Genomic DNA, 15,452 nt, shown 5'->3' on the forward strand with positions numbered 1-15,452 from the left:
ACGGCAGTGAGGGCGTAGCCTTTCCCTTGACGGCCTACCCAGAGATGGCTACCATCCAAAATGGACGAAAGTGTGAGCATGAGTTAATATCATTCTCTATATGTCCAAAGTTCGGGGGTTAATCCGTATAAAAGTGTTATGTTCCAATAAAAAAGCACCTGAGTGGGTGCTTGATTTCTCAATGAATCATATCTTTCTGGCAATTCGCCCGATCTCATGTAAATGGGGGATTGACATATGAAACCACCTTCCCAATATCTATATTCATAGGAAGCAGTTCCATTTTATATGAAAGTTCCTCGGTTGAAAATAGAAAAGTTCAGATTTTAACTCAAATTTTTCCGATGACGTTGACTTTTAAAATGAAAAGGCCGGGTTTAGCAATACCCGGCCTTCTTGGTGATAAAATCATGGAACAATTACGTGTCCTTTTTTATTCCTGGGCGGGGGAACAGGGGAGACCAAACACTCAGTAGAGTCCAGTATAGTGTGTAAAGTTGGGTTGGCTGCAAAATAGAAAGAGTCACTAACACTCCTCCTCTTTGGTAGGAATTGTTTTGCCACGAAAGGAGTATGAATGACTTGATCGGCAGCAAGTCGAAAGTTATATCCGTTTTTAATGGTGCCAAGTTAAAGGTTTTCTATTGCCTCTGCAAACCGTTCAAGCAAAAATTCATAGAAGTTACTAAACTCTTCTTTTCCGACATTACCAAAGCAATCCCAGTCAACGACCGGACATTCTTTGTTGTTCATTCGAGAAGTATCAAGGCAATATAACCATTCATCAACATTTTCAATCACTACAAACGCTGGAGGAAGTCCGTATCTTCTATAATTAAGCGTTGTTTTTAAGGTAGTTGAGACCCCTTTGGAAGTAACCCCCAAGACTTCGATTCCTGCTACTCCACCGTGACCAAAAGTTTTTATAAACCACTTATAACTATCAGGTAGAATAACATTCAACTTTACCTCAATCTGTTGAATGTGTTCATATGATATATTTCCGCTAAAGTCGTCTTCTTCGCCATACTTAGCAATTAGTTTAATGATTTCCTTTTTACTCACTATTCTCCTCCTCTTCAGTCTATCTGATCTTTTTCCAGTTGTTCTTTTACTTGTTTGTATCGCCACCTCCAATATTTCCTGCGAAAATTATCATATTGTTTACTTAAAACAGGATCGTTTCTAAAGCTATTCCCGTCTTCTACTAATTTATGTAGCTGCTTATGGTATTGGTCATGAGTCAACTCCATAATTTCCACCATTGGTCCAGCTTCTTTTTGGATAACATGGTGAAGTTCAATTTGTTTGCCATCAGGTCCAATTGGGGGCCGACCTTTTTTCATTCTTTGAAGGTTTGTTAAACCCTCATCATCAACAGCATTCCAGTCAATACCTTTTCTTTGATAAACTCTTCGACTTACATCCCTAGTTTTTCCGCCTACTTTTACTGTACCTTGGAATTGTACAGGAGTGTAGGTTTTGGATTGTTTTAGTTTGCTGTAGACAGAGCTTGCTTTATCTATTTGTTTTGTTGCTTGTCCCGTGTCACTCTTCCCAGCAGCCTTATTATACCCATCCGCCGCTTCATCCGAGCCCTTGATCCACGGTATCGCAAGGGTTCCATCGCCGCCGACTTGGATGTTCCAACCAAACTGCTTCATCGCATGAGCCAGGGGTGGAGCGGCTTTATCGATTAAGATCCCGCCGCCGAAGGTGAGCGCACCAATCACTCCGCCGCTGATCAAAGCTTTCTTCCAATTGAACGTTCCTTCTTTCATCCAATCGAAGGAAAACAGATCGGCGAAGGCTCCGCTTCCACCCCCAAGCTTCGCGGCAACCACTTGCTTAAAAACGGGCCGGCATATCTTCCGACCAAAGAGCCGACACCTTTGTAGGCGGCACCGCCGACACCCAAACCGATCATACCCGCCAGTCCGCCATAGAACATCGATGAGCCGACATCGTGGCCGGAAAACCCCGAAAGGACACCATTCACGCTGCTGCCGCCAAGGATGCTGAATCCCAACGGTCTCGCTCCGGGAACGGGTACAAATAAAAGTCCAACTCCAAGCACATTTAACAGAGTAGCTCCCGGGTTGTCTACGATCCATTGATTGAGATCAAAGCCGGTTAACTTTCTCAGTTTCCCGGAAATCGACCCGAGAGGAGAACCATCCAAGAACCACTTGATTTGGTCCTTCGGACTTCCTTCCTTGAAATCGTCCCATTCCGCTTGGAGTCCGTCGGACAGTTCATCTTTCACCCTTTGAAACTCGTCAGATAGAGTATCGTATCCGGCTTTGGCTCCCTCCATCGCCTTGTCCCAGGTATCAGACAGGTCGTCCCCAAGCTTCTCGAAAAAACCTTTTTCTTTTTGGGGATGGTCCTTCGATGACATTTCGGATTCGGAGTCTGTCCCGCTGGATGAACCACAGCCTTTGAAGTCGTCGTTTCCAACCTTTTGGTTGATACAGTCGATATGAGCCTGGATACCCGCAATAAAAAGCTTTTCCATCGTCGTGGTATACAACATCGCCGCCAGCAAAGCTCCTACAGCCATCATGATGACATACTCGACTGTAGGAGAGCCGGAACGGTCGCATAAAACCTTTTTCAACCGGGTGAATAAATGCAATGAATGCCGGCTCCCCTTTTTCTGAAATCATCAGTAACTTGATTGTACCTAATTTGTAGAAAGACAGGAAATAGTATAAAAGTGTTATGTTCCAATAAAAAAGCACCCGAGTGGGTGCTTGATTTCTCAATGAATCATATCTTTCTGGCAATTCGCCCAATCTCATGTAAATGGGGGATTGACATATGAAACCACCTTCCCTACGGAATATTCATAGGAAACAGTTCCATTTTATATGAAAGTTCCGTGATTGGGAATCGTGTCAATCCGAACAGACAGGATCCCGGGGTTGGGATACCGAATAAAACAAGATGGTCAGAAAGGAGGATCGTCAAGATGCCTGATGAAGCGCTTGTAACCAGCCCATTCGGGGTGGGTGCAGTCATTACATCGTTAATCGCTTTATCCTTTTGGTTGGATCGCAGATTTCGGATGTTTTCCTGGTTGGGGACCGCGATTCTCGTCATAACCGGCGGGGCGGTGTTGGTCAATATCGGCGTGATCCCCCCTTCCATCGGTGTCGAGGAGCTGAATCCGATTTACACCTTCGCCGGCGAATACGGGATTCCCATCGCTATCGTTCTGCTTCTCTTGTCGGCGGATTTGCGGAATTTGCCCAAGGTGGGAAAACCGGCCCTGATCGCTTTTATTTTGGGAGCGCTGGGAACAGCGGCGGGGGCTTTGCTCGGCGTCTGGTTGACGGCTGGGGGGATCGGACCCGAGGCGTGGAAAATCGGGGGACAATTTACCGCCAGTTATATGGGAGGGGGAGTCAACTACGCGGCGGTGGGAAGCTCTCTGGAGACGTCGGAGACGATGTTCGCCACGGGAGCCGCTGCAGATAATATCATGACCAACATTTGGATGATTATGACGGCAGTGATTCCGGTCCTGCTCCGACGTTATTACCCCCGGATGCGCACTCGTGCATCAGGCGGGGAACCTGGCGGCGCGTTCTGGAAGAGAAAAGAAGTTTCCATCTACGACCTGACCACATTGGCGGCAACCGTCTTTGTTATCATCGCCGTTTCCGACTCGGCGGCCCCGGTGATCAACGCGGCAGTCGGCTTTGACATTCCGCCCATTCTCTGGTACACCACCTTGGCCCTTTTGGTGGCTGTACTGACTCCCGCCAACCGTCTCAGAGGCGGGGAGGATCTGGGCAATTTTATTCTGCATTTCTTTTTCGCCACTATGGGGGCGGGTACGGTTTTAAGCACACTGGTTGATAAAGGTCCGACTGTCTTTCTTTTTTTATGCGTTCTGGTGGGGGTCCATGCCTTGATTCTGTTCGGGTTGGGCCGCTGGTTCAAAGTGGAGGTGGAGATGCTGGCTGTGGCCAGCCAAGCTTGTGTCGGCGGCCCTTCTACCGCTCTGGCCCTGGCTTCTTCCCGGAGGTGGTTTTCCCTGGTGACACCGGCGGTTCTTTTGGGCGTTCTCGGTTATGCCGTGGGAAACTATGCGGGAATCGGGATGGCACAATGGATGCGCTGGATGTTGGGAGCGGGTTAAAGGGTTTCCGGTGATTCGGGTTTTTGCGTCAACACCCGGATTAGGAAATCTTTAAAGTCCACGAGTCTCCAGTGTTCGGGTCTTTGGTCCGTTCCTGTGATGATGCAGGGAATCAGCGAATCGGTTTGATGCAGGGAGCCGTGACCCCCGCCTCCCAGATGAGTGGGGGAAGACGGGATCGCCAGTTCATAACCGGGCCGGACGTTGACGACGAGGAAACGCCCCGGATGGGAGTGGTGCGCTCCCCACAACCGGCTGAGCGGATCGGGGTACTCGCCGTATGTGAGCTGTTTTTCCCGGGGATCCTCCTGAAGATCCAGGGTTTCGATGTCTCCTCGGATCTCCCACTTCTGACGGTATGGATCTTGCCAGGGGCCTCCGGGCCGAAATTGAAGTTTTTTATCCTGTCCTGCGTGAAGGACATGAACGTCTTCGTTTTCCTTCCAGGAAATCAGGTCGATCCTGGAATCTCCTTTTAAAACGTCAACCAATTCTCTTTCTCGAATCGAAGGGTTAAGGGTATAGACATAAGCCATTCTTTCATTGACACAGAGAACCAGATCCGTCTCCGGAGTCGCCTTTTGCCCCGGAGCCAGCTGGTTATATTGTTTCAAATGTTGATCGAGGCGTACCACGGCTTCCTTTTTTTCGGATTTCAACCCGGTCTGGCCGCTGTCGCCGGAAAGGATCCATACGGCTTCATTCAATGCCTTTTCCCAGGAACCGAAACTGTCCAGCAGGGATTGCAACTCTTTGTCAAACTTCTTCAACCCGCTGAGATCGGAGGGTCCCTTTTTATGGACGGAGTGATCGGCATCAGAGAAATAGACAAAGGAAAAGTCGGGTAGGCGATTTTTCTTGATGAGATAACGGGTGACTTCCAGGGGAAACGGATCGCTGAATCCGAAACTGCGGGTGATCCCGTCGGGTAAAGAAACCTTTCCTTCCAACGGGTTGGCAAAGGCGCCGAAGGTCAGGAAGTCCGGTCCTTTGACTGGGAGTTCCCGGGGAAGGGAGGTGGGTGCCGAGATCCAGGCCGGAAAGGATAAGGTGTGATCGGTTTTTCCCCGATAAATCAAGCCGTTGATGGAAGCGGACGTAATCCCCCGATCCGCCAAATCTTCATACAGGGTGGGGGTTTGGGTGTTCAGATGTTTTTGGTTCAGGTGGATGATGGCATCCTTCAGGAATTGGTTGGTACCGTCGCGAATAATCTCTCCCAATCCCGTTCCGTAGTTGACGACCCGTTTTTCCGTTTCATCGTACCAGATCAGTCCCGGCACCCGATGTTGATCCGGGTATGTACCTGTCAGGATAGAACTGTCGATGGTGACGGACATGGTGGGGAAAGGACTGACGACCTCCCGCTGATAATGTCCGTGCTTCGTTAAATAGGAGAGCGCGGGCAAATCTCCATTTTCAATTCCTTGGTCAATCGCGTGGGCCATCATGGAATCCACCATCAGCCAGATCACTTTTTTGGAAGAGGGTGCTTTCTGAAGTTTTTTCATATCCTGCTCCTGTTGACGAGGTTTTATCCATTGAAAGGTTAACATCACAACGATCAGAATCAGAGCGGTGAATAAAATCCATTTCATCGTACAAGCTCCCTGTCTGTTGGACTCCGATATTTCAATCGTTTATCAATCCCGCCCCTTTTATTCATGAATGATTATTCACTCATTTCATGGTATACTGTGAACGAACGGAATGGGGAGGGCGAAGAATTGAAACACGAATTTGAATTGACCGTACGCTCCACCGATGTTGACATGATCGGTCATGTGAATCATGCCCAGTACCTCGTTTATATGGAATGGGCCCGTGTGGAATGGATGCGGGGATTGGGCCTGACACTTGGTGAATTGAAGCGAAGACAGATCCTTCCTGTGATTGTCAATGTCAAGGTGGACTATCTCAAAGAGTTGTTGTATGACGAAAAAGCGAAAGTGATCTCCGAACCCCTTCGTAAGGGAAATAAGAGCAGTGTGATCCGGCAGCGGATCCAGAACGGTTCCGGGGACGTGGTTTGCGAAGCGGAAATCACATGGGTGATGATGGATGCGGTTCACCGGAAAGCGACTTCACTGCCCCGGGAAATGGAAGATTGGTTTCAGGCGGTCACCTGTTGAAAAAATCCCCACTGGTGCGCTCGTTGAGTGTATCAGTGGGGATTATATTTTTCCTCCGAACTTCTATTGATGGCTGATCATCATGCTTGGTTTTACTTTTTTCTTTCCGGTGTATTAACATAGAAACGACGTGTGAACAACGTGAAAGACCGATCAACATGTCTGTAGAAGGGGAACGAAGCGGATGCTTGAGACGTTACACTCCAAGACAATACAACAGTTGATGTCTGTCTATCAGGAACTGGAAAGACGACAGGATGAGGTACATTCTTCTAAACTGCTGGATGTGATGCGAAAGGTCTATCGCCGGGAATGGATCGTCGCTTTTTGCGGGCACTTTTCAGCGGGAAAGTCGACGATGTTGAATGCTTTGTATGGAAAAGACTTGTTGCCGACCGGTCCGATTCCAACGAGTGCCAATGTCGTCGAAGTTCGAAGTGGAGCGGATCGTGTGGTTCTTTCTCTGCGTTCCGGCGAAAGGTATGAGTACTCCGGCGAGTATAGCGGTGAAGAGCTGAAGCGGTTGTGTAAAAACGGAGACGAAGTGATCGGCGTTCAGGTTTTTAAAAACACCCAGCACTTGCCTAAGGGGGTGGTGTTGATGGATACCCCCGGCATCGACTCTACCGACGACGATCATCGGATGGCTGCCGAATCAGCGCTTCACTTGGCCGATGTCATTTTTTATATGATGGATTACAATCATGTTCAATCCGAAGAAAACCTGCAGTTTATCAAGGAATTGAAACAGCGTGGGAAACAGGTTTTCCCGGTGATCCATCAGATTGATAAACATCGGGATTCCGAGCTTTCCTTTGAAAAGTATCGGGAGAACGTTGAAGCCTCTTTCCGCCATTGGGGGATTCCGGCGATGGATCTGTTTTTCACGACTCTGCACCAGCCGGACCATCCGTTTAATCAGCTAAACGGGTTGAAAGCGTGCATTCAAAGATGGATTCAGGAAAGAGAAGAGCGGATCGGAGCGAGTGCTCGGAAGGAAGCGGAATACCTCATCCGGGAACACCTCACCCTTCAGGAGACCGCCGACAGGGAAGTCATCCGATCGCGAACCGAGGCGTTGGGGGGCGGACCCGTTCCTCCTTTGGAGGAGTTGGAGGCGAAGTACGACTCCCTGAAACGGGAGAAAGAATCACTGCTTCAGGAGCGGGACCGGGGTCGGGCGGTTTATCTCAGTGGAGTGGAGGAGATTCTGCGGAATGCCTATCTGATGCCCTATGAAGTTCGGGAAGCAGGCGAGCGTTATCTGGAAACGGTCTTGACCGATTTTAAAGTGGGATGGTTTTTTTCAAAAAGAAAAACGGCAAAAGAGCGGGATCGACGCCTCGGTTCCTTCTTCGACAAGCTGAAGAAAACCGTGGACACCCAACTGGATTTTCATATCAAGCAGTATGGGGTGCAGTTTTTAAAACAAAACGGGATTTATACTGAAACCCTGGCTGAACAAATCTATCGCATGGAGAACCCTTTAACCCCTGATCTGTTACAGCAGGCGGTCAAAAGCGGGGCCGGCATGACAGGGAATTATCTTCTCAAATATACGGATGATTTGGTCGGGGAAATCCAAAAATCTTATCGTCGACAGGCGGAATCGATGTTTTCCTACTTTGCCGAACCGCTTCAAAAACGCCTGGATGCCCGGCTGCACGAGGTGGAGAACCAACTGGAATCCTGTGGGTTATATCGGGAAACCGCCCGGTGGATCGCCGAATCGAAACAGCGGCATGAAACATACAGCCGGCATTTGTTTGCACTGTTGAGGGGAGAGAAGGAGCCGGATCCCGATCTGGACCTGTCACCGTTGTTAACGGAAAAGGAACCTGTCAGGGGCGGGGATCCGGCTGCTTCCTTCTTCCACCGTGGAGAGGCGGAAGTGTCTGCAACAGCGGTGGAGGCACCCGGAGCGGAAGAATCGGTCGATATTTCCGAACAAGCGATCGATTCCGTGGAGGGAGTGCTTTCATCCGTCCGTATTTGCGAATCTTCATTGAAGGGTTTGAAGGGGTTTGAAGCTTTCCGAGAAGAGCTGTCGGAAAAGCGGCGAAGAGTGGAAAACAGGCGGTTTACGGCAGCCCTCTTCGGTGCCTTCAGTGCCGGAAAAACCTTCTTTGCCAACGCTTTGATCGGTGAGAAAATGCTCCCCGTCTCGCCCAATCCGACGACGGCCGCCATCAACCGCATCGCTCCGCCGACGGATCAGCACCGCCACGGTGAAGGAATGATTCGGTTTAAATCCCGTGAAGTCCTGTTTCAGGATTTGAACCAGGTTTATCGCCTGTTTCAAACGGAGGCGAACTCCTTGGAAGAGGCGTTACAGGGAATTGATGATTTGCTTTCCCGGTCCTTCCCAAGCCCCCGGCAACAGGCGGCCTTTCCGTTTTTGCGGGCGGTTCAAGCCGGGTATTCCGCCTTTGCCGATTGTTTGGGGATGGATTTAACGCTGGATGCAAAGGCGTTAGGCGATTATGTGGCGGATGAAGGAAAAGCTTGTTTTATTGAAGAGGCGGTCCTGTATGTGGACACCCCTTTAACGGAGAGCGGAGTCACCCTTGTCGACACGCCGGGGGCCGATTCCATCCACGCCCGGCATACGGAGGTGGCCTTTCAGTATATGAAAAAGGCGGATGCCGTCCTGTTTGTCACCTATTATAATCATGCCTTTTCCCGGGCGGATCGCGAATTCCTGATCCAACTCGGTCGGGTGAAAGACATCTTTTCCATGGACAAGATGTTTTTCATTATGAATGCCGCTGATCTGGCCTCGTCCCGGGAAGAGAGGAAAAAGGTGGAGCAATACATTCGGGAACAATTGGTACAGTACGGAATCCGTCATCCCCGGTTGTTTCCGGTGTCCAGTTTGCAGGCCCTGGAAGAGAAACGGGGATGGCGATCCGGGAGAGATTCCGGGCTGGACGTTTTTGAACAAGCCTTCACCGGATTTTTGAAGAAAGACTTGATGCAAGTTTCCCTGAACGGCCTGAGGGGAGAGGTCGAACGGACTCGACAGGCCCTACTCGATCATATCGGGTTTGCCTGTCAGGGGATGGAAGAGCAGGAGCGAAAAAAAGAGGTTTATGCAAAAGAGAAAGTCGCGTTTCTTCAGGTTTTATCGGAATACGATGCCCGGACGGAAGAGTACGGGTTGCGCCAGGAAATCGAGGAACTTTTTTATTACGTGCTCCAACGCTTATTTTTGCGGTATAACGATGCCTTTACCGAAATCATTCACCCCTCCGCTTTTCGGAATAGCGGCGGTGATTCGAAGCGCATCTTGAAGTCCTGTCTGATGGAATTGATGGATTTTGTGCGTCATGATTTAATGCAGGAACTTCGCGCCACCTCCCTGCGGATCGAAGAGTGGATGAGAGGGAAGCTGGAAGCTCATGCCGATGCGATAAAAGGCGAATCCCGAAGGATCAACGAGAATTTGTCATTTTCAGAACCGACCGAGGGAACCTATACCTCTCCCGGACTGGAGACGCCCTTTGAAGCGTTGGATGTGGATTCCTTCAAAAAAGCGCTTTCCACCTTTCGAAACAGCAGATCCTTTTTTGAAAAGAACGAAAAGGTTCGCATGCGGGATGAGGTGAAAAAGGTGTTAGAAAACGCGGCGGCGGAGTACATGGATGAACAGCGGGAGCGGTTTTTGATGCATTATCGGAACGAATGGCGGGAATCGGTGGAACGTCTGAAAGAAAGGATGAGAAAGGAAGGCGTCCGATCTTATGACCTGGTCCTGAGCGGTGAGTCCGAAGCGTCGAATGTTGCTGACTATGAGAAAGCTGAGCGGGAACTGGGGCAACAGATCCTTGCCATGGATCGGTTATTGCAGAGGGAACCGGATAAAACCGTATAGTGAAGAAGAGGAAGAGGCGGCTCCGCGAGAGCCGCCTTTTGATCAAAGTTCGATAAATTTGATCAAAAGGCGTATATTGACAGAAATACCTTCAATCTTTCGTAAAAGTTAAGGTCTTTACGAAGGCTTCAAACAAAATGAATAATAAGAGATGCAACTGTTAGGAGGGATTGAATGGACGGTTATTTTTTCCGCCTCATCAATGGTATGGCGGGGGAAAGTGCTTTTTTAGACGGAATTATGATCTTCATGACGGATTATGCACCGTATTTGTTTGCTTTGGTGCTGATGGCCATGTCCGTGGATTGGACATCCGCCAAAAGGCGGATCGGCGGATGGTTTACCGGGGTTTCCCTCATTATCGCCTTGGGAATCAGTTATGTGATCGGGCAATTTTGGGACCGGGATCGTCCTTTTGTCACCCTTGAAGATGTTCAGGTTTTGGTTCACCATGATGCCGACTCCGGTTTTCCCAGCGATCATACGACAGCGGCTTTCGCCATTGCCTTCGTCCTGTGGAACTACAATAAAAAGCTCGGGGGCGTCATGCTGATATTAGCGGCCTTGATCGGACTTTCGAGGCTGTTTGTCGGACATCATTATCCAACGGATGTATTGGCGGGTGTGGTGGTCGGTTGGATCGCCGCTCAGGCAGCGAAGATGATTCAGAGCAAAGTGATGAAGAAATCTTCCCGTCCTGCGTCGGATCATGCATCCGGCTGAATGAAGCCGCAAACCGAGCGGTTCACTGCAGTCAAAACCCAGCATCCAACCTTTGGTTGGATGCTGGGTTTTTCCATGTTTTGACCGCTTAGTCCGCGTTGATGTACAATTGGCCGTCGGCGGTTTGCCGTGTTTCATTTCCGTATTCATCCTTGAGGATGATCTCGATCTCCGCCCCTTTGATATCTTTCAGATTGGAGGTGGCGGTGTAGAAACCGGCGTAATGCCCTTCCTCCGTTTCCTGCAGCGGGATTTCGGTGAAGTTGGAGGGGAAGTGGCCCTGAGGCAGTCGGATGATGAAGGATGCGTCGAGACCCGGTTCGCTGTCCAGTTCGATTCGGACGGATTCACCGGATTTCAGGTGGATATCCTCTTCGGGTTTCAGCTCGGATACTTCGGGGGCGTGGAATTTAGCGTAGACCACGATTTGTCGGGTCGTCCGGTTCCCGGCTTTATCCGCGGCAGTGACGGTGACGGGGTTCTTTCCTTCATCCAGCAGGATGCGCCGGGTATAGGAGCCGTCTTTCTCCACATCGGCTTTTTTTCCGTTGACTCGCACTTCCTCCAGGTGTTCGTCCGTCGCTTTTCCCCGGACCGTAATCGCTTCTCGGTTGGTTTTCCAGGTATCACGGGGCTCATCGATGGACAAGTCCGGCTGGTCCCGGTCCAGAAAAACCTTGACCGTCTCAGAGGGTTCTGTGGAGCCGTTCTCGGTGGAGGCAGTGGCGGTAAGCGCATTTTCCCCTTTGTTTAACGGAACCTCAACGGTAAAGGAGCCGTCGTCTCGGGCCGGAGTGGAGGCGGTTTCTTCCCCGTTGTTTTGAATGGTCACTCGGGTGGTTGGTGCGGCTTCGCCTTCTACAGTGATGCTGGGATCATTAGTATATGTCCCGTCTTTCGGGGAGGTGATAGACGGAGAGGTGACTTCATAGTCCACCCGGGCGCGGATCATGTAGTTTCCTTCATCTTGGGGACTGGGAGCCCAGGATCCGTCCACCCATTGCCAACTGCGACCGGCATTTTCGCCGTTTTCATCGGTGGCGAGACCGGGGCTGTCAGGGTAAGGATCCGTCTGAATATAGACCATGTAGAAATCGTCGTCTACGAGAATTCCTCGATCGGAAAGATCGACAACGGTCCACTCGCCATTTCTCTGGGCGGTGGCGTCAAAGGGACCGGCAATTTTTCTGCCGGGGGCTCCGTCTTCTCCGGAGGCGTCATAGACCGCCACTTGAAAGTCTGTTCCTCCGGGAGTCGGCCATTCGGTATCCCAGAAGCGGAAAACACCGGAAGTGATCATCGCCCGCTCTTGCCCTTCCTCCAAGGACATTTTGACGGCCCAGCCGTCTCCGGCGTTGTGGAAGGCTCTGGCGTTTTCAGCGGTACCGTCGTCATAACCGATTTCTCCGGGATAACCGATAAAGGGCTTCAGTTTGATATCCTTTTCGGTGGTTTTCTCCCCTTTAACGGTGACAGTGTCCTCCTGTGCATAGTATTGGGGAGCCGACACATGCAGGGTATAGGTCCCCTCATAGGCGGTGATGGAGTATTGTCCGTTTTCATCGGTTTTCACCGGTGCCACAGCCGCATCCTCCATCAGCGTTACGGTGGCACCTTCGACAGGCTTCCCGGTTTCTTGATCCATTATGGTACCGCTCACGGTTCCCCGGGGAATCGGTTCCAGGATGAAGTTGGCATCTGCCGTACCGTCCCGGGGGATCTGGACCTGTTGGTCGGCGGAACGGTATCCGTAGGCTTCCGCTCGAAGGGTGAACGTGCCGGCGGCGTGGGACATCGAGTAGCCGCCGTCCGCCGGATCCGTGGTGACGGATCGCCCGGATTCCAGGACACTCACTTCGGCGCCGAGAGGAAGGGCCGACGGCTGAACGGATGGCTTGTCGCCGGGGGAAGCGGCGGGGGATTGCATTTTTTTCATCCCGGTGGGTTTCAGTTTGGAGGGATCCACTGGTTTCTTCTTTTTGTCCGGGGTGTCCCGATTCTTTTCTTTACCCGGCTTGGTCGGATTCGGGGAATCCAGGGGCGTTTCCCTTAGATAGAGATCATCCAGATACCAGCCCTTTTTCGTAATGCTGTTATCGGATTGGACCTGAAACGCGAGATAAACCCGCTGACCGGCGTATTCCGACAGGTTGGCCTGACCGTCGATCCAGCCGTTGGAGGAGCCGTTGAACTCTTCCAAGGGGTCCCAGTCCTCCTGATCCGTTGATACGAGGACTTGGCCGTAATCATAATCGGTTTCTAACTCATACCATTGCTTGAATTGGAGATAGGTTTCCCCTTCCGGCAGATTGACAGGGGGAAGCAGCAGGGTCATATTGGCTCCGTTTTCATAGTCGCCTTCCAAATTGGTAGCGTATACTTTTTCGCCGGAGACGGCCTCATCCGGTCCGGAGGCGGGTGTCCCCCATTCCCAGGAGTTGTGAAAACCATACGAGATCCAACCGATGGGTATCGACTCAAAATCCTGGCTGTACCCCCGGGTAATGCCGGATTGTACCGGGATTTCATAGGCTTCGGAGGTGACGGGGTTATCTCCGTAGTCAACGATTTTCCAGCGATAGGCGATGTTCGGCTTTTGTACGTCGTCGGCGGGGATGGTCGCCTGGTAGGTTCCTTCCCGATAGTCGCCGGAAGTGCGGGAGGCATTCAATCGCTTCCAATCTCCGTGATCTCCGGAGCGGTACTCCAATACCACCCGGGTTACGCTGACGTTATCCCGGACATCGATGGTCAGGGGAAGTTGCATCTCTTGGAAAGCCTCTGCAGGGGTCTGGTGCCGGTAAGTTGGTTTTTCCTCGTCTTCTCCCTCTTTCATCACTTGTCCGCGGACTTTACCGATGCCCTCGCGGATGGAGGCTACTGCGTCATAGGCGTTGACTCTTCCGTAACCGTAACCGTTGTTGGGGGAGTCGGGAAATTTGCTGTCCGTTCGGGGGACGGCTGTGGTGAGCAAAATCTGTTCCAACTCGTCCACCGTCAGAGAGGAATCAGCCTGTCTCAACAAGGCGATGACACCGGAGATATGGGGACCCGCCATGGATGTTCCGTTCCATCCTCCTTCATATTGACTGCCGGGAACAGAGGAACGGATATTGACTCCCGGGGCGGTGATTTCCGGTTTGATTTCGTCATAGGGAGACGGTCCCCGAGAAGAGAAGGAGGCCAGTTTCTGATCGATATCGGTCGCTCCGGTGGCGAAGGATTCCGGATAGTTGGACGGAGCGGCGATGGTTTCTGCATCATCCCCGCTGTTCCCTGCGGAGAATTCCGGAAAGATATCCGCCGCTCGCCAGTTTTGCACCATGGGTCGGTACCATTCGTTTAAACCCGGTCCGCCGCCCCAGGAATTATTGACGACATCCGGGGCCTTTTCCGGATGGGGATTGCCGTCGGCGTCTGTCGGAGCCAGGATCCACTCCCCGGCCGCCAAAAGGTCAGCATCTGTTCCCCCGGCGGCGGTAAAGGCTTTGACGGCGATCCACTCCGCCCCGGGGGCGACGCCGACAGGGTTGGAACCGTCGGGCTCAGCACCAACCATGGTTCCCATGGTATGGGTTCCGTGTCCGAGATCGTCATAAGGTTCCGTCTGACCCTCCGTGGCGTCAAACCAGCTATATTCGTGGTCGGGCCGATCTGGTCGCTCCGGGCGGTAGCCTCGGTATTGCTTCTTCAGGGCCGGGTGATCCCACTGAACTCCGGTGTCGATATTGGCGACAACGGTTCCGGAACCGTCGATCCCTGTGTTCCAGACTTGGGGAGCGCCGATTTGTTCAATATTCCATTCGATCGATGAGGGATTCGGTGTTTCGTTTGTTTTTTTACCGGCTTTTTGTTTCTCTGCTCCGATCAGCTTTCGGGTCTCGTTGGGGAGGACCTTGTCCACTTCCGGAAGGGAGGCCAGCTGGTTCATCACTTCTTCCGTCCCCGTCACCGCCATCGCATTGACGATAAAGAAGGAACGCATCTCTTGGACACGCCCGTCCTTTTTCTCTTCCTTCACAATATTCTTTGTCCGGTGTTGTGCTTCTATAGCGGTGGATCGAAGGGCGGAGACGACGGCGGAACGCTTCCTCCGTTTCATTTCGGCGGCGGTCTGCTTTTGTTTTTTTGCCTTTTTCAGGGCTTTTTCAGCCGCTTTTTCCGTATCGGCCTGTTCCTTGAACTTGATGAGGAAAGTCACTGTCTTCTTTTGACGAAACTGGTTTTTCAGTTTTTTACTCACTTTGTTCCCAGCGGCGGTTGACTCCTCCGAAAAGGAGGTATTTACTTCGGAAGCGGTTTGGGCAAGGGCGGTTGGAGGTACGATCGTCGACACTATGAGCAGCGCGCTCATCCACCAACTAAAAATGAGAAATCCACGCTTTTTACTTCTTGCCATCGGATTCCCTCCCAAAAATCAATGGCGTATCGGGTCAGTTTCCATTTGATAACCGTGGAGAAACTCTTACGGGGCGGGTTTCTTTGACATTACACCACCTCCTTCAGAGGTTTAGAGCAAAAATTCAATCATTTATCAACCTATTTTATACTATATCGGAAAATATTTCATCCC

The 15,452-nt window shown here is 51.1% G+C and carries 9 protein-coding genes; 4 read left to right on the forward strand and 5 right to left on the reverse strand.

The annotated features are described in order from the left end of the window. Positions 1 to 630: 630 nt before the first annotated feature. From CHM34_RS00005 to CHM34_RS00015, 3 genes are read right to left on the reverse strand one after another with little or no spacing between them, the layout of a single operon-like run. Positions 631 to 1,065, reverse strand: coding sequence for an SMI1/KNR4 family protein (locus CHM34_RS00005; RefSeq protein WP_169713503.1), 435 nt, complete (start codon positions 1,063 to 1,065; stop codon positions 631 to 633). A gap of 14 nt (positions 1,066 to 1,079) precedes the next feature. Continuing rightward, the gene (locus CHM34_RS00010; protein WP_240511793.1) at positions 1,080 to 1,748 is read right to left on the reverse strand and encodes an HNH/ENDO VII family nuclease; all 669 of its coding nucleotides are present in this window, start codon (positions 1,746 to 1,748) and stop codon (positions 1,080 to 1,082) included. Positions 1,749 to 1,777: 29 nt separating this feature from the next. Then, positions 1,778 to 2,638: a hypothetical protein gene (locus CHM34_RS00015; RefSeq protein ID WP_094262551.1), complete on the reverse strand. Its 861-nt coding sequence runs from the start codon at positions 2,636 to 2,638 to the stop codon at positions 1,778 to 1,780. Between the two features lie 336 nt (positions 2,639 to 2,974). Here CHM34_RS00015 and CHM34_RS00020 point away from each other — a divergent pair, with 336 nt between their 5' ends. Beyond that, entirely contained in the window at positions 2,975 to 4,150 is a 1,176-nt protein-coding gene (locus CHM34_RS00020) for a DUF819 family protein (protein ID WP_094262552.1), read from the forward strand. Here CHM34_RS00020 and CHM34_RS00025 read toward each other — a convergent pair. Then, complete coding sequence (locus tag CHM34_RS00025) at positions 4,147 to 5,748, reverse strand: alkaline phosphatase family protein (RefSeq protein ID WP_240511794.1); 1,602 nt, start codon at positions 5,746 to 5,748, stop codon at positions 4,147 to 4,149. The genes CHM34_RS00020 and CHM34_RS00025 overlap by 4 nt on opposite strands. 129 nt (positions 5,749 to 5,877) lie before the next feature. Between CHM34_RS00025 and CHM34_RS00030 the strand changes: the two genes are divergently transcribed. The 3 genes from CHM34_RS00030 (at position 5,878) to CHM34_RS00040 (ending at position 10,879) form a co-directional block, all read left to right on the forward strand. Then, positions 5,878 to 6,282, forward strand: a complete 405-nt coding sequence (locus CHM34_RS00030; RefSeq protein ID WP_094262553.1) for an acyl-CoA thioesterase — start codon at positions 5,878 to 5,880, stop codon at positions 6,280 to 6,282. Between the two features lie 184 nt (positions 6,283 to 6,466). Beyond that, a complete protein-coding gene (locus CHM34_RS00035) occupies positions 6,467 to 10,156 on the forward strand; it encodes a dynamin family protein (protein ID WP_094262554.1) in 3,690 nt (1,229 codons plus the stop codon). A 174-nt stretch (positions 10,157 to 10,330) separates the two neighbouring features. After that, positions 10,331 to 10,879, forward strand: a complete 549-nt coding sequence (locus tag CHM34_RS00040; protein ID WP_094262555.1) for an undecaprenyl-diphosphatase — start codon at positions 10,331 to 10,333, stop codon at positions 10,877 to 10,879. A gap of 88 nt (positions 10,880 to 10,967) precedes the next feature. On the opposite strand, the gene CHM34_RS00045 is transcribed toward CHM34_RS00040, so the two are convergent. Beyond that, on the reverse strand, positions 10,968 to 15,278 hold the full coding sequence (locus CHM34_RS00045; RefSeq protein WP_094262556.1) for a S8 family peptidase: 4,311 nt from the start codon (positions 15,276 to 15,278) through the stop codon (positions 10,968 to 10,970). Positions 15,279 to 15,452: the final 174 nt, after the last annotated feature.

Origin of the sequence: Paludifilum halophilum (genome assembly GCF_002245355.1) — a bacterium.
GTDB lineage: Bacteria > Bacillota > Bacilli > Thermoactinomycetales > DSM-45169 > Paludifilum > Paludifilum halophilum.